This is a genomic window from Rahnella inusitata (assembly GCF_003263515.1).
GTDB classification, from domain to species: Bacteria; Pseudomonadota; Gammaproteobacteria; order Enterobacterales; family Enterobacteriaceae; genus Rahnella; species Rahnella inusitata.
Genome location: NZ_JYDE01000032.1, coordinates 82,404 through 101,306, shown reverse-complemented (window position 1 = coordinate 101,306; position 18,903 = coordinate 82,404). Strand labels below are relative to the sequence as shown.

Genomic DNA, 18,903 nt, shown 5'->3' with positions numbered 1-18,903 from the left:
GAGGAGCAAAGCAAACCTGCCACATGCTCAGTCTGCTCCGTTTCGTGCGAAGGCCAGGAATGGCTGGGTTATTAAGAGCAAATCAATATTTAGCAGACACCGCGATTAAGCGCTCTAGGCTCGCTTAAGCCGATAAAGGCAATGCTCCTCCAGCCAGCTCCCCTTCTCTACCGCCGGATGACTGAAGTTCTCATGCGGATTACTCACCATGCCCATCTTCTTCATCACCGCCTGTGAACGCAGATTTGGCAGTGCAGTGAATGCCACAATTTCGCTTAGCCCCAGCTGAGTAAACCCGGCATCCAGCGCGGCGCGGGCGGCTTCGCTGCAATAACCCTGACCCCACGAATCCGCCCGTAAGCGCCAGCCAATTTCGACGCAGGGGGTAAAAGGCAAATCGTAGCCCGGCGTATGCAACCCGACGAAACCGATGAACTCGCCGGTTTCACGCAGCTCAACCGCCCAAATGCCCCATCCGCGCTCTGCTATCAAATCCCGGCAGCGGGTCGCCATTTCATCGCTCTTCTCGCGGGTCAGCACGGATGGGAAAAATTCCATCACTTGTGGATCTGCATTCATTGCCGCAAAGGGGGCGAAATCATTGTCCTTCCATTGCCGGAGGATCAGTCGTGGCGTCTCAATATTGAGTGCCGGGGAAGCGACAGGAACGGTAAATGCATCCATCAATGACTCCTTTACAGGGCTATATTCCAAACAGATAAGTATTCGTTTTAGCACATCAAACATTGAAATATAAATGGATTCCGATTAAAGCTATTCATATCAATGATAAATTAGCCGGAAGCCATCACTATGATTTTTCACCGCTATCACGGGCTGGGTAACGATTACCTGGTCTGCCATCACAGCGTCGCGAGTCAGCTGACCAACAAACAAATCCGACGTATTTGCGATCGCCACTATGGCATCGGTTCCGACGGTTTGCTGATCGATTTCGATGACGCCGACATACCGACATTACGCATCATTAATCCAGACGGTTCTGAAGCCGAGAAAAGCGGCAACGGCTTGCGCATCTACGCCCGTTATCTGTTTGATATTGGCCGCGTCGAACATCAGCCATTTCTGGTCAATACGTCAGGCGGTCAGGTCAGATGCGAAGTGACCGAAGGCGCGCATCAGGTGATCGTCGATATGGGGCAGGCAAAATTTTCGCCGTCGGCGTTACCGGCAAGCGTAGAGGGTGATGAAGCGCTCGCGCTGCCGCTGGTGGTGGGTGGCCACACGCTTAGCGCTACGCTGGTCTCGATGGGTAATCCCCATTGCGTGATAAAGGTGGAAAAGCTGGATTTACATCTCGTGAAGCAACTCGGGGCAGAAATAGAAACGCTCTCGATTTTTCCCAAACGCACCAACGTACAATTCGTCCAGGTGCTGGATCGCCGCAATATCAGTATCGGCATCTGGGAGCGCGGTGCGGGATATACACTGGCATCCGGCAGCAGCAGTTGTGCGGCGGCCAGCGCGATGCACAAACTCGGGCACGTCGATGACAACGTCACGGTGCATATGCCGGGCGGACAGCTGGCGATCCGCTTCAGCGGTGATTTTCAGGTGAATATGCGCGGGCCGGTGCAAAAAATCGCGACCCTCACACTCGATGACGACTGCTTCTGGGATATGCCCGGCTGACTGATTGCTGTAATTTACGCCCTCTGTAATTTTCCTTCTCTCCTAATATTTTCTCCGACGGCAGCTGGTCTGCCGTTCTTTCAGAAAAACCAATATAAACAAAACTCATACCTGCATAATGATTTTATGGCAGACATCGCCGTTTGCAGCCCCTAAGTTGGTAATCTGGAAGTGCAGCAGTGACAAGTCAACTCATTGTTTAATAAATAAAATAATTTTAATAAAACCCCTCGACGGGTCTGCGGTGTGCCCCGCCTGCCGGTGGAATTATTCTCAAAGTTTTAATCCGATCACATATTAATAAAAAAACAGAGAGCGTACCCTATGAGCAACAACACCATCGTGGATGTTAAAACGTGGATAGACGAACGCCCGATATCGAAATATCAATGGGTGGTTCTGTCGCTATGTTTCATCATCATTATGTTCGACGGCTATGATGCCGCGGTGATGGGATTTATCGCCCCGGCGCTGATTGAAGACTGGGGCATCAGCCGTGCGGAAATGGGACCGATCCTCGGTGCCGCCATGTTTGGGGTAGCGATTGGTGCGCTGATCGCCGGGCCGAACGCGGACCGTTTCGGGCGCAAACGCGTGCTGATGTGGTCGATTTTGTGTTTCGCCCTCTTCAGCCTGCTGAGCACCTTTGCCCGTACTCCGGTAGAAATGGCCGTGTTGCGTTTTCTTACCGGCCTGGGATTAGGCGCGGTGATGCCCAATACCGTGACGCTGGTTTCCGAATATATGCCTGAGCGCCGCCGCAGCCTGATGATCACCGTCATGTACAGCGGCTTTAACGTCGGCTCCGGCGCAGGCGGATTTATTGCCGCCGGGCTGTTGCCGGACTACGGCTGGAAAGCGGTAATTTTCGCTGGCGGAATTTTGCCGTTGCTGATGCTGCCTTTGCTGATGTGGATCCTGCCCGAATCGGCCATGTACATGGTGGTACGCAACGTCGCCAAAGAAAAGATTGCCAAAGTTCTGACCCGCGCCGGTGGAATGTTCAGTGCCGACACCAAATTCGTCCTCAAAGCACCGGTTATTCAGAAAAAAGCCAAAGTCTTCCAGCTGTTCACCAATGGCTATGCGAAAGGAACCCTCGTGCTGTGGGTGACCTATTTCATGGGGCTGTTCGTGATTTACCTGCTCAACGGCTGGCTGCCGACCATTATGCGTAACGGCGGATTTTCTCTGGAGCGCGCAGCGATTGTCGCCGGTTTATTCCAGCTCGGTGGTACCTTCGGCGGCCTGATGGTCGGCGGGCTGATGGATAAATTTACTGCAAAACGCGTCATCGCCGGTTTCTACATGATGGGCATGGTGAGTCTGCTGTCGCAGGGCATAGGTAACTTCGGCCCGGACGTTCTCGCCCTGCTGGTCTTCATCAGCGGCGTGTGCATTAACGGCGCACAGACCGGCCTGCAGGCCTTTTCCCCGGCTTTCTATCCGACCGAGATGCGCGCCACCGGCGTCTGCTGGATGCACGGCATTGGCCGCAGCGGCGCGATCATCAGCTCATCGATGGGTGGCATTCTGCTGGGCGTCTTCTCCGGCGAAAACATGATCTTCATTATTTTGGCGCTGCCTGCGTTGCTGGCTGGCCTGAGCATCCTTTTACACCGTGCGGCGCACCCGGCCGAGATGATCAAAGGCGTTGATATTACTGACATCCCGGAGTTGTCGCGCACCATGAATGTCCGCTAATCTCTGGGTTAGCCTACTAATAATTAGACCGAAACATAACTCACGCGGCTTATGCGCCGCGCTTACCCTACATCAGTATTAAGGATTGAAGATGGCTAAGATCATAGGCGGTTTAGCAGTTTCACATACCCCGACCATCGGTTTCGCCGTGGATCATAACAAGCAAGAAGAGAGTGCCTGGGCACCGATTTTTGAGGGTTTTGCCCCGATGCAGGAATGGCTGGAGGAGAAGAAACCCGACGTATTGGTCTACATTTTTAACGACCACGTCACCTCTTTCTTTTTCGATCACTATTCGGCGTTCACGTTAGGCATCGACGATCATTATGAGGTTGCCGATGAAGGCGGCGGTCCGCGTGATTTGCCGCCGGTAAAAGGCCACGCGGCGCTGTCGCAGCACATCGGTGCCAGTCTGATGGCAGACGAATTCGACATGTCGTTCTTCCAGGATAAACCGCTGGATCACGGCTTGTTCTCGCCGCTTTCCGCCCTGTTGCCTCACGATGGCGGCTGGCCGACGCAAATCGTCCCGCTGCAAATCGGCGTGTTGCAGTTCCCAATCCCGACCGCCCGCCGCTGCTATAAACTCGGTCAGGCACTGCGACGTGCCATTGAAAGTTTCCCGGAAGATCTGAACGTGGCGATTGTCGCCACCGGCGGCGTTTCTCATCAGGTTCACGGCGAGCGTTGCGGGTTTAACAACCCGGACTGGGACGAGCAGTTTGTCGATATGATTGTCAACGATCCGCAGCGTCTGACCGAAATGACGCTGGCGGAATTCGCCACGCTCGGCGGGATGGAAGGCGCGGAAGTGATCATGTGGCTGGTGATGCGCGGTGCGTTGTCGGCCAACGTGAAGAAAACCCATCAGGCCTATTACCTGCCGTCAATGACCGGCATCGCGACGCTTATCCTCGAAAATCAGTCCCGTGAAGCGCCGTTTGACGTGCAGCAGCGCCAGCGGGACAAAATCGCGCAGCAGCTGGCGGGCGTCGAAAAACTGCCCGGCACCTACCCGTTCACGCAGGCGCGCAGCCTGAAAGCCCTGCGCATCAACCGGTTCCTGCACCGGCTGATCCAGCCTGCGTGGCGCGAACGTTTCCTTACCGATCAGAACGCCATGTTTGCCGAAAGCAAACTCACCGACGCCGAGCAAAAACTCCTGCGCGAGCTGGACTGGCGCGGCATGATCCATTACGGCGTCAGTTTCTTCCTGCTGGAAAAACTTGGCGCGGTGGTCGGCGTTTCCAACTTACATATCTACTCCGCAATGCGCGGCGAAACGCTGGAAGAATTCCAGAAGACCCGCAATCAGCAAGTTCTCTATTCCGTGGCAGGTAAAGCAAAAGCATGACGATATTCGAGCAACCCAAGATAGACACTCACCATCATGTGTTTGACCCGGCGCGCTTCCCGTACCTTCCGGACACGCCGTACCGTCCGGAAGGGCACGAGATTGGCACCGTCGATTATTATCGCGCGGTGATGCAGGCGTATAACATCCGTCATTCACTGATTGTCGGTCCGACGTCCGGTTATAACACTGACAGCGCCTGCCTGCTGGATGCGCTGGAAGAAGGTAACGGGCGTTTTAAAGGCGTCGCGGTGGTGCCTTTTGATATCACGCAGGACAGGCTCGCGCACCTGAAACAGGCCGGTGTGGTGGGGATTGCGATGAACGTCGCGATGCTCGGCACGGAGCCGTTTTTACACCTCGACCGGCTGATGGGCGACCTCGCTGAACTCGATCTTTTCGCCGCGATTCAGGTGCAGGACGACCAGCTGCTGGCGCTGTTACCGCTGATTAACCGCACGCGAACGCGGTTGTTGATTGACCACTCAGGCCGTCCGGAGGTGTCGAAAGGTCTGCAACAGCCCGCGTTTCAGGCGCTGCTCGGACTCGCCGGACAGCAACGCACCTGGGTAAAACTCTCGGGCTTGTCGAAGTTCAGCCACCAGTCGTTTCCTTATCAGGACGGCCACGCGTATCAGCACGCGCTGCTCGACGCCTTTGGGGCTGAGCATTGCATGTGGGGATCCGACTGGCCGTTTCTGCGCGCCGGACACCGGATGGATCTCGGGACATTACTGATGCTGGTGGAACAGCTGTTCCCCGATGAAAAGACCCGACACCAGATCCTGTGGCAAACGCCGAAAGACCTGTTTGACTTTAAAGATTACGCATAACCAAAAGGGATGATGATGAGCTATAAAATTGCCGTCTTTAACGGCCCGAACCTGAACCTGCTCGGCACCCGCGAGCCAGAAACGTACGGTCACGACACGCTGGCGACTATCGAAAAACGTTGCCACCAGACCGGTGAAAGCTGCGGCGCAACTATCGAATTTTTCCAGACCAATCATGAAGGGGAGCTCATCGACCGTATTCAGGCCTGCCGTGGCAAAGCGGATGCGATTGTCCTCAACGCCGCCGCATGGACACACACCTCCGTCGCCATCCGCGATGCGGTGACCGCCGTCAACCTGCCGTTGTATGAAGTACACATCACCAACGTGCATAAGCGCGATGCGTTCCGCCACCACTCGTTTCTTTCCGACGTTTCCGTCGGCGTGATTTGCGGGTTCGGCATTCAGGGGTATGAATACGCCATCAGGCAGGCGGTGGTGAATTTGAAGAAGTGATGTAGCCGCACACCTTGCGGATCTCCGCCACCAGCGCCCCGGCGGCGGGTGAAAGCAAACTCCCTGCACGGAATGTCAGGCCGATGGCGCGGTGCGTATCGGCCAGATCCAGCGGCAGTTTTACCAGTTCACCGGACTCCAGTTCGTGCTCAAGCTGGCGGGCAGAGACTGCCGCCAGCATGTCGGATCCGAGCAGTAATCCGCGCACAATCCCCAGATCCCCGCTTTCCACCACCGGATCCGGCGGCGGAATATCCATCGCGACAAAACTGTTATCCAGCAACCGTCTTGCCGGAGTTTCCGCTCGTGGCAGCACCCAGCGCGCCTCGCGTAAATCCTCGTGTGCCACCTCTCCTGCCAGCAACGGATGCCCTTTTCTGGCTAAAATCACCATGCTTTCGGTGAACAACGTTTCAGTCACCATATCCGCCGCATAATCGCTTGAGCGCAACGCGCCGAAGATAAAATCCACTTCGCCGGAGCGCAGTTCGGAGGCCAGCGTGCTGAACGCGCTTTCGTTAGTCACCACTTTCACGCCGCCGTAGCGCTGCGTCAGGCCGATAATCGCCTGCGGCAATAATCGCGTGCGCCCGAGCGGCAGCGCGCCCACCTGCACGGTGCCTTCCAGCACCCCACGACGGGCAGCAATGTCCGCCGGAATATGGCGTAACTCGTTCAGCGCACGGCGCAGATTGGGCACAATATCCTGCCCCGCCAGTGACGGCATCATACCGTGCGGCGTGCGTTCGAGCAGTGCCACGCCCGCCCCGTTCTCCAGCACTTTCAGCGCGGCGCTGACCGCAGGCTGGCTGAGCCCAAGCAGCGTCGCGACGGTCTGCATATGGCGTGTTTTGCACAGGGAAATAAAAATTTGCAGGCGGCGGACGTTGAACAGATATAACGGCTCGGTTTCGCTGCGCGTCTGCCCCGTTTTGCCGTGGAGTTTCGCCAGCTGCGCAGGGATCAGATGCAGCTCAGCGATCGCCCGCCGCGCGCGGGGTAATACGCATTTGCCGAAATCGGTCAGCAGCATGCCGTTGGCGTGGCGTTCAAACAGCGGCACATCCAGCGCCTGCTCCAGGTCGCGGATCGCCCTGGTCACCGCCGACTGTGTGCGGTACAGCTCATCGGCCGCACGCGATACGCTACCCTGATCGACCACCTGACAAAAAGCCCGTATTTGCATCAGGTTACTCAACATCTCAGCTTGCGCCATCCCCTTCTCCCGTCAGGTTTTTTTTCGTGACATACCTCTGCAATATAAATAAAACGCATACCCCCTGCAATTAAATGAATTACCCGCCAGATACGCAGACTGACAGCATGGACGAATGCAGAACCTCTTCCGGGATCAGAACAAAAACGAAGGAAACGCCTCATGACTCAGTTCAAGCAAGATGATGTAAAAAACGCCAAAAGTGCTTTAGTGGTCAGCGCCCACTCCGCCGATTTCGTCTGGCGTGCAGGCGGTGCCATCGCCAAACATACGCAGGCCGGTTACGCCGTTCACATCGTTTGTCTGTCTTTTGGTGAACGCGGTGAATCCGCCAAGCTGTGGCGTAAAGGCAATATGAGCGAAGAGATTGTGAAGGCGTCGCGGCGTGAAGAAGCGATGGCGGCGGCGGACATCCTCGGCGCGACCGTCGAATTTTTTGATATGGGCGATTATCCCTTGCGCGGTGACAAAGAATCGCTGTTCCGCCTGGCCGACGTTTACCGCCGCGTGCAGCCACATTTCGTGCTGACGCACTCGCTGAAAGACCCGTACAACTACGATCACCCGATGGCCACCCATCTGGCGCAGGAAGCGCGGATTATCGCGCAGGCTGAGGGTTATAAGCCGGGCGAAACCATCGTCGGCGCGCCGCCGGTCTACTGTTTCGAGCCACATCAGCCGGAACAGTGTGAATGGAAGCCTGACGTTCTGCTCGATATCACCGACGTCTGGGACAAAAAATATCAGGCCATTCAGTGCATGGCCGGACAGGAACATTTGTGGGAATACTACACCCGCGTCGCTCAGCAGCGCGGCGTACAGGCCAAACGTAACGTCGGCATCACCAGCACCAAAAACATCGTGTACGGCGAAGGCTATCAAAGCATCTTCCCGCGCGTGACGGAGGATTTGGCATGAGTCTGATCGGTAAAAAAGGCGTGGTGGTGCGCAATATTCCACGGGCGAACAAAGCGGACGTGAACGCGCTGGCCGCGTTCGGCGTGGCCACGGTTCACGAAGCGCAGGGTCGCAAGGGCCTGCTCGACCCGGCCATCCGCCCGATTCAGCAAGACTGCGCGATTTCCGGCAGCGCCGTCACGGTTCTGACCGCGCCGGGTGATAACTGGATGTTTCATGTGGCGGTAGAACAGTGTCAGCCGGGCGATATTCTGGTGGTCGCCCCAACGTCTCCCTGTTCCGACGGTTTCTTCGGCGATCTGCTGGCAACGTCGCTGAAAGCGCGCGGCGTGGTCGGGCTGGTCGCCGATCTGGGCGTGCGTGACACCAAAACCTTGCGTGAGATGGGCTTTCGCGTCTGGTCACGCGCGGTTTACGCGCAGGGGACGGTGAAGGAAACCCTCGGTTCGGTGAATGTGCCGGTGGTTTGTGCCGGTCAGCTGGTGTATCCGGGGGATGCAATTGTGGCTGACGACGACGGTGTGGCGGTCATTCGTCGTGAAGAGGTCGCGCAGGTTCTCCACGCCAGCCGCGAACGCGAAGCGCTGGAAGAGAGCAAACGTGCGCGCATGGCGGGCGGCGAACTGGGGCTGGATATCTACAGCATGCGTCCGCGTCTGGCCGAAAAAGGGCTGACCTATTTCGATTCCATCGAAGACCTGGAACAGGCCGAAAAACGCTGAGGAGCCGTCATGCCACAGACCCGAATTCCCTGCATGCTGATGCGCGGTGGCACCTCTAAAGGCGCATTCTTTCTGGCTGAGCATTTGCCACGGAGCGAAAAATTGCGCGACCGCGTGCTGCTGGCGGTGATGGGTTCGCCCGATCCGCGCCAGATAGATGGCCTCGGCGGCGCGGATCCCCTGACCAGCAAAGTGGCGATAGTGCGCCCGTCGGCGAGGCCAGATGCCGATGTTGATTACCTGTTTGCACAGGTGAATGTCGACAAAGCGGTGGTGGATTATGGCCAAAACTGCGGCAATATTCTGGCCGCGGTAGGCCCTTTCGCCATCGAACGTCAGCTGATATCCGCCCGCGAAGGCATTACGCCGGTGCGGATTTATATGGAAAACACCGGCCAGATTGCCACCGCCAGTGTGCCGGTGGAAGACGGACAGGTACGCTATCAGGGTGATTTGCGTATTGACGGCGTGCCCGGCACAGCGGCAAAAATCAGCATTGAGTTCGCGGATATTGCCGGTTCCAGCTGCGGCGCACTGTTACCGACTGGTCATGCGCGCGATACCTTTGACGGCATTGAGGTCACCTGCATTGACAACGGCATGCCGGTGGTTCTGCTGCGCGCCGCCGATCTCGGCCGCAGCGGCTATGAAACCCGCGAACAGCTCGATGCCGATGATGAACTCAAACAACGGCTGGAATCCATCCGCTTGCAGGCCGGTGTGAAAATGAATCTCGGCGACGTCGCTCAGCGCACCGTGCCGAAAATGACGCTGATCGCCGAACCGCGCGACGGCGGCACGCTCGCCAGCCGGACGTTTATTCCCCATCGCTGTCACGCGTCGATCGGCGTACTCGGCGCGGTCAGCGTCGCCAGCGCCTGCCTGATCCAAGGCTCCGTCACTGAAGGGCTGGCGCGCACGCCTTCCGGCGACTCGCCACTTGTCAGCGTGGAACACCCGACCGGCGAATTCAGCGTCGAATTACAACTCGATCCGACCGGCACCGGCGCTGAACGCCTGACCGGCTGCGCGTTGTTACGCACCGCCCGGCTGATCTTTGAAGGCCGCATCGCCATTGCGGCCAGCGTCTGGGACGGTCGTCAGGAGAATGAGGATGAATAATGTCACCCGTATCGCCTTAATCGGCTTCGGCGAAGTCGGCACTATTTTGGCCACCGATTTAAAAAAGCAGGATCCGTCACTGGATATCGTGGCGTTCGATAAACAAACCGGTGCCGGGTTTCTCTGTGAACGCGCTCATCTGGCGGGGATCCGTCTGGAAGCAAGCCTGCAAGATGCTGTTAAAGGCAGCCAGATTATTTTCTCTGCCGTCACCGCCGCCGAATCCCTCAACGTCGCCCGCGACGTCGCACGGCATATTACTGCGTATCAAACCTTCCTTGATTTAAATTCGGTTTCGCCAAACACCAAACGCAGCGCGATGGACGCCATCGAACAGGCGAGCGGCGCCTACATTGACGTCGCCGTGATGGCGCCCTACCCGCCGGCACGCCTGAAAACCCCGCTGCTGCTTGGCGGTACACACGCCCACGCGGTCAGCCAATGGCTCAACGGACAAGGTTTTAGCAGTCAGGTACACAGCAACGTGGTCGGCGAAGCCTCGGCAATCAAGATGTGTCGCAGCGTGATGATCAAAGGACTGGAAGCCCTGACCGCCGAATGCCTTACCGCCGCCCGACAATACGGTATCGAACAGGAAGTCGTCGCTTCGCTGCACGCCAGTTTTCCGTCACTGGGCTGGGACGGTGCATTCCCGCATTATCTCATCAGCCGGATAGCGGAACACGGCAAACGCCGCGCGGAGGAGATGCGGGAAGTGGTGAAAACATTGGAAGATGTCGGCGTCGCCGGAGACATGAGCCGCGGGACAGTGCTGTGCCAGCAAGGGCTGGTGGATGCGCTGGCCGTGAAAGGGATCCGATATGGAGATCTTCAGCCGTTTGACTGGACGCAGATGGTAGATTTATTGCATCGTCGGTGAGTGCTCGGGGTGGGGTATTGAACTCAAATGAAAAAGTTGAAGTGTGTTTCAACAAATTTATTGCCCGTTATACCCCCTCCCGGCCTCCCCCTTCGCAGGGGGAGGAGCACAGCAAATCTGCACAAACTAACCATTTATGCCCGCTAAACGACATGTACGCGATGACACCTCGCGACGCCCCCTCCCGCCGCGCGGGCCAGATCCTGCGGCATCTGACATCCGTCTCCCGCCAGCGGGCATCGCTCCCGAAAATAACAGCCTTTCGGCAGGTTCCGGTTACTGGGTAACTCACCTTTTTTATCGACAATGCCGTCATCCAGCGCACGCCCGGCGCGGGGGACGGAATCGAGCAGCAGGCGGGTGTACGGATGTTGGGGATCGGTCAGTACTTTTTCAGCCGCGCCGAGTTCAACGATTTGACCAAGATACATCACCGCCACGCGATCGCTCATGTGACGGACCACCGAGACGTTGTGCGAAATCAGCACAAACGTCAGATTGCGCTGGCGTTGCAGTTCGACCAGCAGATTGAGGATTTGCGCCTGTACGGAAATATCCAGGGCGGAGGTCGGTTCATCGAGCACGATGATATCCGGTTCGGAAGAAAGCGCGCGGGCGATGGAAATGCGCTGACGCTGGCCGCCGGAAAATTCGTGCGGCAGGCGGTCGAGATACTCTGCGCGGATGCCGACCTGCCCGGCCAGCGTGGCAGCTAACTCGCGGCGCTCACGGCTGCTGTTGTGTTTTTGCACGAACACCGGCTCAGTGATAATCCGCCAGATCGGCAGACGCGGATCGAGCGAGGACTGCGGATCCTGAAACACCATCTGCATGCCGGAACCAAACCAGGAGTTATCGTGACGGGCGCGGTGAATCTCACCGCTGCTCGGCTTTTGCAGGCCCATCAGCAACTGCGCCAGCGTACTTTTTCCACAGCCGGATTCGCCGACGATCCCCAGGGTTTCGCCGCGAATGATGTTGAGATCTAAACCGTTCAGCGCATGGACGTAGCCGGTGGGTTTGCCTCGCCAGTTGACGGTCGCGGGGAAACGCACGCGTACATCCTGAAGTTCCACTAAGTGTTCAGCAATCATCAGGATAGCTCCTCAATAGGGGGTAAAGGTGACGGGCTGGCAATACGTTGCGGATGCCAGCAGGCGACAGATTGCTGCGGAAATGCCTTTTGCGCAGCGAGTTCTGGCGTGACGAAACAACGGTCATCGGCGTGCTGACAGCGCCCGCGAAAGGCGCAGCCCTGCGGCAGTTTAGCCAGATTCGGCACCGTGCCGGGAATCGCTTTAAGCAGACTGCGCGGCGTACCGTTTTCCGGCGCGGCCTGCAATAATCCGATGGAATACGGGTGCGACGGCGAGTCGATCACCTCCGCCGTATTGCCGCTTTCAATTACATGCCCGGCGTACATCACGTAAACCCGGTCGCACAGTTGTGAAACCACCGCCATATCGTGCGTGATAAACAACACCGCAGTGCCGCTGGCCCTGGCTTTACGCTGCAACAGCCGTAAGACCTGACGCTGCACCGTGACGTCCAGTGCAGTGGTCGGTTCGTCGGCGATGATCAGTTCCGGTTCGCAGGAAAATGCCATTGCGATCAACACGCGCTGACGCATTCCGCCGGAAAGCTCGAACGGATAGCGCGACATCACCTGTTCCGCGTCGGCAATCTGCATGTCGTCGAGCAGTCCGATAGCCTTTTTCCACGCCTGGGCCCGGCTGACTTTCTGATGCAGGCAGATGACTTCGCACATCTGTCGGCCAATTTTACGCGTCGGGTTCAGCGCGTTCATCGGCTCCTGAAAAATCATCGCCACCCGCGCGCCGCGCAGTGTACGCATTTCCTCTTCGCTGGCGTGTACCACGTCGGTGCCAAGCATGCGAAGTGTGCCGCCGGTGACGGTAAAACCGTCCGGTGGCAGCAGGCGCATCGCCATCATTGCGGTGACCGATTTACCGGAGCCGGATTCCCCTACCACGCCGACGATTTCTCCGGCGTGGACCGCCAGCGAGACCTGATTCAACGCTTTCACTTCGCCGCCGTATACGGGAAACACCAGTTGCAGTTTGTCGATTTCCAGCACCGGTGCGGTGGGTTGTTCTGTCATCTCAGCGCCCTCTGCTTTTGGGATCCAGCAGGTCGCGCAGACCGTCGCCGAACAGGTTGAAACCGGTGGCCGTTATCAGAATGGCCACGCCGGGAAACGCCGAATACCACCACTGATCGAGAATATAGTTGCGGCCATTGGAGACCATCGCGCCCCACTCGGCGGTCGGTTGCTGCGCGCCGAGGCCGATAAAGCCCAGCGTGGCAGCCATCAGAATCGACGTACCGATATCAAGCGACGCTTGCACCACCAGCGGCGGCATCACGTTACGCAAGACGTGCCAGGTGATGAGATGCCAGCGCGACGCGCCAAAGGTGCGCGTCGCCTGCATGTACGCCTGATGGCGCAACATCAGCGTTTGCCCGCGGGCCAGCCGGACGTAAAACGGAATGCGCACCACGGCAATGGCCAGCATCGCGTTGAACAGACTCGGGCCGAGCGCGGCGGCCAGCGCCATGGTCAGCACCAGCGACGGCACCGACAGCATGATGTCCATACAGCGCATGATCAGCGCATCGACAAGGCCGCCCACCACGCCGGAGAAGCAGCCGAGCAGTGAACCGATGCTGCCCGCGATGATGACCACCGCCAGCCCGGCGGCGACCGATTGCTGGCTGCCTGTCAGCACCCGGCTAAATAAATCACGCCCGACTTCATCGGTGCCAAACCAGTGCCCGGCAGAAGGTGCCTGCAGGCGATCGGTCAGGCTGATGGCATTGGGATCGTACGGCACCAGCCACGGCGAGAAAATCATGATAAACAGCACAATGAGCATGATTGCCAGACCCAACATGGTCAGCGGGCTGCGGCTCAGCAGATGAAATGTTCGCCGCCAGCTGGCGAAGCGCGGCCTGACGTCCGGTGCCACGATATCGGCACGGTGATTGTTCACACCCGGTTCAATAACAGACATCGGTCACCCCTCCCGGCCAATGCGTGGATCGATCCACACATACAGTAAATCCACACACAAATTGACGATGACGTAAGCAAACGACACCACCACCGCAAACCCCATCACCGCCGGGAAATCCAGCGCCTGAATCGAGTTGACCACATACGCCCCCATCCCTGGCCAGGCGAACACGGTTTCGGTCAGCACCGCGCCGTACAGTAAATCCCCCATCGCCAGACCGAGCACGGTCACCGACGGGATCAGCGCATTGGGCAACGCATGGCTGAGGATCACCCGCCAGCGCGATAAACCGTTGGCACGCGCGGTGCGGATATAATCTTCGTTAAGCTGTTCGAGCATCGCCGAACGGATCTGCCGCGCCACAATCCCCATATGCACGAACGCCAGCGTCAGCGCAGGCATCGCCAGATGTTGCAGGCTGTTCCAGAAAGTCTCCCAGTTGCCGGTCAGTAAGGAATCAAGAACGTAAAAACCGGTGATATTGGCAGGCGGGTCCAGCCAGTCATCCAGCCTTCCGCCGCCCGGCAGCAGATTCAGATGGCCGTAAAACAGGATAATGACGCCCAACCCCAGCCAGAATGCCGGAGTGGAAATCCCCAGCACGGAAAGTAAACGCACCAGATGATCGGGGAATTTATTCTGATAAACCGCTGACAGCACGCCGAGCGGAATACCCAGCACAATTGCCAGAAACAGCGCGGTAAACGCCAGTTCTAAGGTGGCCGGGAAGAAGGCTTTCAGGTCTTCCAGCACCGGACGACCGGTGCGAATTGACGTGCCAAGATCACCATGCAGCAAATCGCTAACGTAACGGAAAAACTGCACATACAACGGCTGATCCAAACCCAGTTGCTGACGGATATGCGCGACCATTTCATTGCTGGCACGATCGCCTGCCAGCAGACGCGCCGGGTCGCCGGGGATCATATGCGAGATGATAAAAGTAATAACGCATACCCCTATCATCACCAAAACCAGCCCCCAGCATCGCTGGCGGATTAGTGTCCAAGAAGTCATTTCGCCTCCCAAACCCTCCATACTTCGCGTTGCAGATGCGGTGGCGACGCGACGTATGTTGGGTTTATGCGGAATCAATACGGGGATTTACTTTTTGCTCATCTGGCCGACGTTGAACACCTGCTCCAGCATCGGATTGAACACAAAACCTTTGACGTCTTTGTTCATCGCGACCTGATAGTTTTTCTGGAACAGATACACGTAAGCCGCTTCGTCAATGACAATTTTCTGCGCCTGCTGGTAATAATCCGTACGCTGTTTCTGGTCGGTGACCGACACCGCTTTTTTCAGCAACGCATCGACGTCAGGATTGGAATAGAAGGAACGGTTGCCCGGAAGCCCTTTTTTGTCAGACTCGAACCAGTAGTTCATAAACATGTACGGGTCGGCGAAATCCGGGCTCCAGTTGCCGATAGAAATGTCGTAATCACCCTGCCCGATACGGTCGCGCATGGTGGCGTTGGCCAGTTTTTCCAGCTTAACGCTGATCCCGGCCTGACCGAGGCTCGCCTGCACCGCCAGCGCGATAGATTCCCAGTTCGGATCGTTATCCGAATAGAGGAAATCCAGCGTCTGCGGTTTGTCTTTCACTTTGGTGAAATCGGCTTTGGCTTGCGTCATGTCGAAGGTGTACTGCTTCGCCGTCGGGTCGAAACCCCACATGCCCTCCGGGATCGGCCCACGCATCTGTTTAGCGTTCCCGCCCATGATGCCTTTTACCATGCCCTGATAATCCACGGCTGAGGAAATCGCACGGCGTAAATCCACCTGATTAAGCGGCGTTTTGGCGTTATTGAGATACAGATAGGTCACACGTAATGACGGGAATTCTTCGACGGCGACTTTGTCTTCTTTCTTCAGCGCCGCCAGCTGATCCATCGGCAGGGAATCGGCAATATCCAGATCGCCGCGCGACAGTTGCAGGCGGCGGGTGGCACTCTCGCCGATAATTTTTACCGTCACGCGTTTAAAGGCCGGTTTAGCGCCGCTGTAATGCGGGTTTGGCACCAGCATCAGTTGCTGCCCTTTCTGCCAGCGGTCCAGCTTGTAAGGACCGGAACCGGCTGTATGACCGGCCAGCCAGGCTTTTCCTTCATCAGCAGGATTGGCTTTGGCGATGGCCGGATTGACGATGCCCGCGCCGTCATTCGCCAGCGTGTAGAGGAAGGGGGCAAACGGTGATTTCAGCGTAAAGGTGACGGTCATCGGATCAACTACCGTGACGGTCATATCTTTCGGAAAGGCTTCCGACGGGCCCTGACCGATTTTCATCAGGCGCTCGAACGACCATTTCACCGCATCGGCATTCACGTCGGTGCCGTCATCAAATTTTGCGCCGGGCTTGAGTTTGAACGTCCAGATCAGCTGATCGGGTGAAGCAGTCCAGCTGGCGGCCAGATCCCCTTCCACCTGTGTCGATCCTTTGCCCCCCTGCGTTTTATACTGGACGAGCCGCTGATAGGCCGGGTAAGTGATCGTCCAGTCGTTATTGTCGATAGTCACCGCCGGATCCAGCGTTTGCGGGTCCGCGGCCTTACCGATCACCAGCATGTCTTTCGGCACCGCCGCCTGCGCTGAGAGACTTAATCCTGATACCGCGAGTAAAATGGCACCGGCGATCCGCGTTTTTGTGGACATGCGCAATGAACTGATTGCTGTGTTATTCATCGTTGAACTCCTGGCTTGAGGAAAAAGAGAGACGAGGATCAGGCGGCGTCAATTGGCGGATAGCAGCCAAACCGCTCTTCCAACAACGGATACGTTTTGGCATCCGGTAATTCAAAGTGCCACCACTCGCTGGTGATACCCTTGTAGCCACCCGCAGCCATCACGGCATTGAGCAACAGTCGGTTGCGCTGAATGTGCGGCGGTAAATCCGGATAAAACGGGTGCGAGACTTCAGTCATTTCGTCAAAGCCCGCGCCCATATCCAGCACCTCACCACGCTCATCGAGCAGGGTAAGATCCACCGCCACACCGCGGCTGTGGTGGGATCCGAGCTTGATATCCACTACATAATCCGGGTTGGGAAACGCAGCCCACAAACAGGCCTGCGCCGCCTGCGGGCGATAAGCGTCGTAGATTTTCAGCCGCAATCCCGCCAGCTTTGCCACGGCGTCGCAGCGAACCAGCGCGGCAGCGGCGTCCGGATGCAACAGGCAGCGCGACTCACGATAAATCGGCTGACCGGTCAGGTTATCTGCGGTGGCATATTTCAGGTCGATCACCGCATCGGGCAGCGCCTGCGCCAGATCGATCAGGGGTACGTCAGGTGTTTTGGTATTCATCAATAAACTCTGTCCGCTGTTTTTAGAAAATTACGATTCAAACTGGCCGAGCTGTTTCTGCAAAATCCGGTTATTTGCCAGCCGCTCTTCGACGTCGTTTCCGCGCAGTTCCAGCACCGAGGAACACAACAGGTTGAAAAGGCAGCTGAGTGGCGCCATCGAATCCCAGAACTGACCGGTGTCCGTTTTAACCTGCAATAAATCCACCGGATAATCGCGCGCCCAGGGGCAATAAATGTCGGTGATCAGCGCCACGTTCAGCCCGCGCTCGCAGGCCGCTTCACAATAGGTTTGCGCCAGTTTCGAATACGCACGGGTGTCGGTGACCACCAGATACGGACGGGCGAATTCGGAATTCAGGGATTCGACATAGGTGCCGGAAAGGCCGTCGGCGAAATACACTTTCGGGCGCAGATATTCGAGATAGCTCGAGAAATTATTGGCGATCCCACGCACCGACTGAATGCCGAGAATAAACACCGCCTCGGCCTCGGCCAGACGACGGCTTACCTGCGCAAAACTCCCGGTCTGCGCCAGCTGATAGACGTGATGGATGGCGTCGAGTTCGAGCGTCAGTGACTCTTCAAGCTTTTCCTGTCGCGGTTGTTTGCTGCGTTCGCGGTACGCCCCCAGGCGGTCAGTGACCACCCACGGCTGGTAGGAGGTACCACTTTGTTGACGCAGTGTTTGCTTAAAGTCGTCCAGATTGCGATACCCGAGGCTGCGCAAATAACGTCCCACCGAAATCCCGCTGGTCGCCGCGCTTCGCGCGATGCTGTCGGCAGTCTCAAACGGAATTTGTGCAAGATTCGCCAGCAAATAACTGGCAATGCGTTTCCCCGTTGGCGTCTGCCCGGCAAACGAGGCTTCGATTTGTTCAATCACATCCTGCGCTGGCTGCATCGGTTAATCTCATGTTGCTTTATTGTCATAAAGCTAGTGGTTGTTAGTGAGATAACAATGCACGGGGTGTGCCAATTGCGAAAAATGATTGAAATTTGTGCAGCAGCTCTGAATTCGCTGCTCTCTCAGGGCTTAAAGGTGGCAAAAAACGTGCTCAGGATTGGGGATCAGCAACAATGCTCGCAACTGATGCACAACAAACAGGCAGCTTATGAGTGCTTTTAGTGCAACATTGGCTGTCAGCGTGGGAGCGGAAGAACAAAATGGCGGAGGATTTAATCACTTTGTCTTAATAGTCAACAAGTTGGATATTAAGAAAGCAGTCAGACAACTTTTTTCGTTAACCCTTTGACATGCACAGGGGCAGTCGCTATTATTCGCCCCGTTCCAACGATTCCTCTGTAGTTCAGTCGGTAGAACGGCGGACTGTTAATCCGTATGTCACTGGTTCGAGTCCAGTCAGAGGAGCCAAATTAGAAAAGCCCGCTTAAGGAAACTTAAGCGGGCTTTTTGCTGTCTGGAAAACAGTGATATACGGTAAAGCATGAACGTAAACGACGAAGCAGGAATGGGTGCCTGAGGTCCTATACTTCGACAACAACCAAAAAGGTGGGGCGAACCCCACCCTACGGTTAGCGCTTAATTTCGTAGCTTAAGACTGCCGCAATTTCCGTCAAACCCTGTTTAATATGCAGCTCACACAGTGAGTCACGTACCATCCAGGTCCAGGCCAACAGCGTGAAACAAATCACGATGAGTCCATGTAAAACAAGCTTTCGCGACATCTTACCCTCCGTTG

19 protein-coding genes and 1 tRNA gene are annotated in these 18,903 nt (G+C 56.8%); 10 read left to right on the top strand and 10 right to left on the bottom strand.

Annotated elements, in window-relative coordinates:
- Window positions 1-114: 114 nt before the first annotated feature.
- The gene (locus TU92_RS18030; RefSeq protein ID WP_112168559.1) at window positions 115-684 is read right to left on the bottom strand and encodes a GNAT family N-acetyltransferase; all 570 of its coding nucleotides are present in this window, start codon (window positions 682-684) and stop codon (window positions 115-117) included.
- A gap of 129 nt (window positions 685-813) precedes the next feature.
- On the opposite strand from TU92_RS18030, the gene dapF reads away from it, so the two are divergent.
- The 5 genes from dapF (at window position 814) to aroQ (ending at window position 6,000) form a co-directional block, all read left to right on the top strand.
- Window positions 814-1,653, top strand: a complete 840-nt coding sequence (gene dapF, locus TU92_RS18025) for a diaminopimelate epimerase (protein ID WP_112168558.1) — start codon at window positions 814-816, stop codon at window positions 1,651-1,653.
- Between the two features lie 324 nt (window positions 1,654-1,977).
- Window positions 1,978-3,357 carry an MFS transporter gene (locus TU92_RS18020; protein WP_112168557.1) on the top strand — a complete coding sequence of 460 codons (1,380 nt, stop codon included), beginning with the start codon at window positions 1,978-1,980 and terminating at the stop codon, window positions 3,355-3,357.
- Window positions 3,358-3,448: 91 nt separating this feature from the next.
- Window positions 3,449-4,711, top strand: coding sequence for a gallate dioxygenase (locus TU92_RS18015; protein ID WP_112168556.1), 1,263 nt, complete (start codon window positions 3,449-3,451; stop codon window positions 4,709-4,711).
- Complete coding sequence (locus TU92_RS18010; RefSeq protein ID WP_112168555.1) at window positions 4,708-5,544, top strand: amidohydrolase family protein; 837 nt, start codon at window positions 4,708-4,710, stop codon at window positions 5,542-5,544. The genes TU92_RS18015 and TU92_RS18010 overlap by 4 nt, the downstream gene beginning before the upstream one ends.
- Before the next feature lie 15 nt (window positions 5,545-5,559).
- Window positions 5,560-6,000: a type II 3-dehydroquinate dehydratase gene (gene aroQ / locus TU92_RS18005; RefSeq protein WP_112168554.1), complete on the top strand. Its 441-nt coding sequence runs from the start codon at window positions 5,560-5,562 to the stop codon at window positions 5,998-6,000.
- Here the strand turns inward: aroQ and TU92_RS18000 are convergent.
- On the bottom strand, window positions 5,969-7,216 hold the full coding sequence (locus tag TU92_RS18000; RefSeq protein WP_112168553.1) for a LysR family transcriptional regulator: 1,248 nt from the start codon (window positions 7,214-7,216) through the stop codon (window positions 5,969-5,971). The two genes, aroQ and TU92_RS18000, sit on opposite strands and share 32 nt — an antisense overlap.
- 162 nt (window positions 7,217-7,378) lie before the next feature.
- Between TU92_RS18000 and galB the strand changes: the two genes are divergently transcribed.
- The 4 genes from galB to TU92_RS17980 are packed head-to-tail and all read left to right on the top strand — an operon-like array spanning window position 7,379 to window position 10,858.
- On the top strand, window positions 7,379-8,134 hold the full coding sequence (galB, locus tag TU92_RS17995; protein WP_112168552.1) for a 4-oxalmesaconate hydratase: 756 nt from the start codon (window positions 7,379-7,381) through the stop codon (window positions 8,132-8,134).
- Window positions 8,131-8,856: a 4-carboxy-4-hydroxy-2-oxoadipate aldolase/oxaloacetate decarboxylase gene (locus tag TU92_RS17990; RefSeq protein ID WP_112168551.1), complete on the top strand. Its 726-nt coding sequence runs from the start codon at window positions 8,131-8,133 to the stop codon at window positions 8,854-8,856. The genes galB and TU92_RS17990 overlap by 4 nt, the downstream gene beginning before the upstream one ends.
- A 9-nt stretch (window positions 8,857-8,865) precedes the next feature.
- Window positions 8,866-9,978, top strand: a complete 1,113-nt coding sequence (locus TU92_RS17985) for a 4-oxalomesaconate tautomerase (RefSeq protein WP_112168550.1) — start codon at window positions 8,866-8,868, stop codon at window positions 9,976-9,978.
- Window positions 9,971-10,858 carry a DUF1932 domain-containing protein gene (locus TU92_RS17980; RefSeq protein ID WP_112168549.1) on the top strand — a complete coding sequence of 296 codons (888 nt, stop codon included), beginning with the start codon at window positions 9,971-9,973 and terminating at the stop codon, window positions 10,856-10,858. The genes TU92_RS17985 and TU92_RS17980 overlap by 8 nt, the downstream gene beginning before the upstream one ends.
- A 143-nt stretch (window positions 10,859-11,001) precedes the next feature.
- Here the strand turns inward: TU92_RS17980 and TU92_RS17975 are convergent, their stop codons facing one another.
- From TU92_RS17975 to TU92_RS17945, 7 genes are all read right to left on the bottom strand, one after another.
- Complete coding sequence (locus TU92_RS17975) at window positions 11,002-11,952, bottom strand: oligopeptide/dipeptide ABC transporter ATP-binding protein (RefSeq protein ID WP_112168548.1); 951 nt, start codon at window positions 11,950-11,952, stop codon at window positions 11,002-11,004.
- Window positions 11,952-12,980 (bottom strand): ABC transporter ATP-binding protein, encoded by a 1,029-nt coding sequence (locus TU92_RS17970; RefSeq protein ID WP_112168547.1) that lies wholly within the window; start codon window positions 12,978-12,980, stop codon window positions 11,952-11,954. Before TU92_RS17970 ends, TU92_RS17975 begins: the two co-directional genes overlap by 1 nt.
- A 1-nt stretch (window position 12,981) precedes the next feature.
- Window positions 12,982-13,893 (bottom strand): D,D-dipeptide ABC transporter permease, encoded by a 912-nt coding sequence (gene ddpC / locus TU92_RS17965; RefSeq protein ID WP_112168546.1) that lies wholly within the window; start codon window positions 13,891-13,893, stop codon window positions 12,982-12,984.
- Between the two features lie 3 nt (window positions 13,894-13,896).
- Window positions 13,897-14,913: an ABC transporter permease gene (locus TU92_RS17960; RefSeq protein ID WP_112168567.1), complete on the bottom strand. Its 1,017-nt coding sequence runs from the start codon at window positions 14,911-14,913 to the stop codon at window positions 13,897-13,899.
- Between the two features lie 87 nt (window positions 14,914-15,000).
- Complete coding sequence (locus TU92_RS17955; RefSeq protein WP_244207731.1) at window positions 15,001-16,551, bottom strand: ABC transporter substrate-binding protein; 1,551 nt, start codon at window positions 16,549-16,551, stop codon at window positions 15,001-15,003.
- A 68-nt stretch (window positions 16,552-16,619) separates the two neighbouring features.
- Entirely contained in the window at window positions 16,620-17,201 is a 582-nt protein-coding gene (gene ddpX, locus TU92_RS17950; protein WP_112168544.1) for a D-alanyl-D-alanine dipeptidase, read from the bottom strand.
- A 30-nt stretch (window positions 17,202-17,231) separates the two neighbouring features.
- Window positions 17,232-18,104 carry a MurR/RpiR family transcriptional regulator gene (locus TU92_RS17945; protein WP_112168543.1) on the bottom strand — a complete coding sequence of 291 codons (873 nt, stop codon included), beginning with the start codon at window positions 18,102-18,104 and terminating at the stop codon, window positions 17,232-17,234.
- 395 nt (window positions 18,105-18,499) lie between these two features.
- Here TU92_RS17945 and TU92_RS17940 point away from each other — a divergent pair.
- Window positions 18,500-18,575: transfer RNA gene (locus TU92_RS17940), tRNA-Asn, on the top strand.
- Between the two features lie 161 nt (window positions 18,576-18,736).
- Here the strand turns inward: TU92_RS17940 and TU92_RS17935 are convergent.
- On the bottom strand, window positions 18,737-18,889 hold the full coding sequence (locus tag TU92_RS17935) for a Hok/Gef family protein (protein WP_112168542.1): 153 nt from the start codon (window positions 18,887-18,889) through the stop codon (window positions 18,737-18,739).
- Between the last annotated feature and the right edge of the window lie 14 nt (window positions 18,890-18,903).

What these genes read in the sequence shown, in the direction of transcription:
- TU92_RS18030 (WP_112168559.1), bottom strand. Translation starts at nt 684, where the DNA reads ATGGATGCATTTACCGTTCCTGTCGCTTCCCCGGCACTCAATATTGAG.
- ddpC (WP_112168546.1), bottom strand. Translation starts at nt 13,893, where the DNA reads ATGTCTGTTATTGAACCGGGTGTGAACAATCACCGTGCCGATATCGTG.
- TU92_RS18010 (WP_112168555.1), top strand. Translation starts at nt 4,708, where the DNA reads ATGACGATATTCGAGCAACCCAAGATAGACACTCACCATCATGTGTTT.
- TU92_RS17980 (WP_112168549.1), top strand. Translation starts at nt 9,971, where the DNA reads ATGAATAATGTCACCCGTATCGCCTTAATCGGCTTCGGCGAAGTCGGC.
- TU92_RS17985 (WP_112168550.1), top strand. Translation starts at nt 8,866, where the DNA reads ATGCCACAGACCCGAATTCCCTGCATGCTGATGCGCGGTGGCACCTCT.
- TU92_RS17970 (WP_112168547.1), bottom strand. Translation starts at nt 12,980, where the DNA reads ATGACAGAACAACCCACCGCACCGGTGCTGGAAATCGACAAACTGCAA.
- TU92_RS17955 (WP_244207731.1), bottom strand. Translation starts at nt 16,551, where the DNA reads ATGTCCACAAAAACGCGGATCGCCGGTGCCATTTTACTCGCGGTATCA.
- TU92_RS17975 (WP_112168548.1), bottom strand. Translation starts at nt 11,952, where the DNA reads ATGATTGCTGAACACTTAGTGGAACTTCAGGATGTACGCGTGCGTTTC.
- TU92_RS17990 (WP_112168551.1), top strand. Translation starts at nt 8,131, where the DNA reads ATGAGTCTGATCGGTAAAAAAGGCGTGGTGGTGCGCAATATTCCACGG.
- dapF (WP_112168558.1), top strand. Translation starts at nt 814, where the DNA reads ATGATTTTTCACCGCTATCACGGGCTGGGTAACGATTACCTGGTCTGC.
- TU92_RS18000 (WP_112168553.1), bottom strand. Translation starts at nt 7,216, where the DNA reads ATGGCGCAAGCTGAGATGTTGAGTAACCTGATGCAAATACGGGCTTTT.
- TU92_RS17960 (WP_112168567.1), bottom strand. Translation starts at nt 14,913, where the DNA reads ATGACTTCTTGGACACTAATCCGCCAGCGATGCTGGGGGCTGGTTTTG.
- TU92_RS18015 (WP_112168556.1), top strand. Translation starts at nt 3,449, where the DNA reads ATGGCTAAGATCATAGGCGGTTTAGCAGTTTCACATACCCCGACCATC.
- TU92_RS17935 (WP_112168542.1), bottom strand. Translation starts at nt 18,889, where the DNA reads ATGTCGCGAAAGCTTGTTTTACATGGACTCATCGTGATTTGTTTCACG.
- galB (WP_112168552.1), top strand. Translation starts at nt 7,379, where the DNA reads ATGACTCAGTTCAAGCAAGATGATGTAAAAAACGCCAAAAGTGCTTTA.
- TU92_RS17945 (WP_112168543.1), bottom strand. Translation starts at nt 18,104, where the DNA reads ATGCAGCCAGCGCAGGATGTGATTGAACAAATCGAAGCCTCGTTTGCC.
- aroQ (WP_112168554.1), top strand. Translation starts at nt 5,560, where the DNA reads ATGAGCTATAAAATTGCCGTCTTTAACGGCCCGAACCTGAACCTGCTC.
- ddpX (WP_112168544.1), bottom strand. Translation starts at nt 17,201, where the DNA reads ATGAATACCAAAACACCTGACGTACCCCTGATCGATCTGGCGCAGGCG.
- TU92_RS18020 (WP_112168557.1), top strand. Translation starts at nt 1,978, where the DNA reads ATGAGCAACAACACCATCGTGGATGTTAAAACGTGGATAGACGAACGC.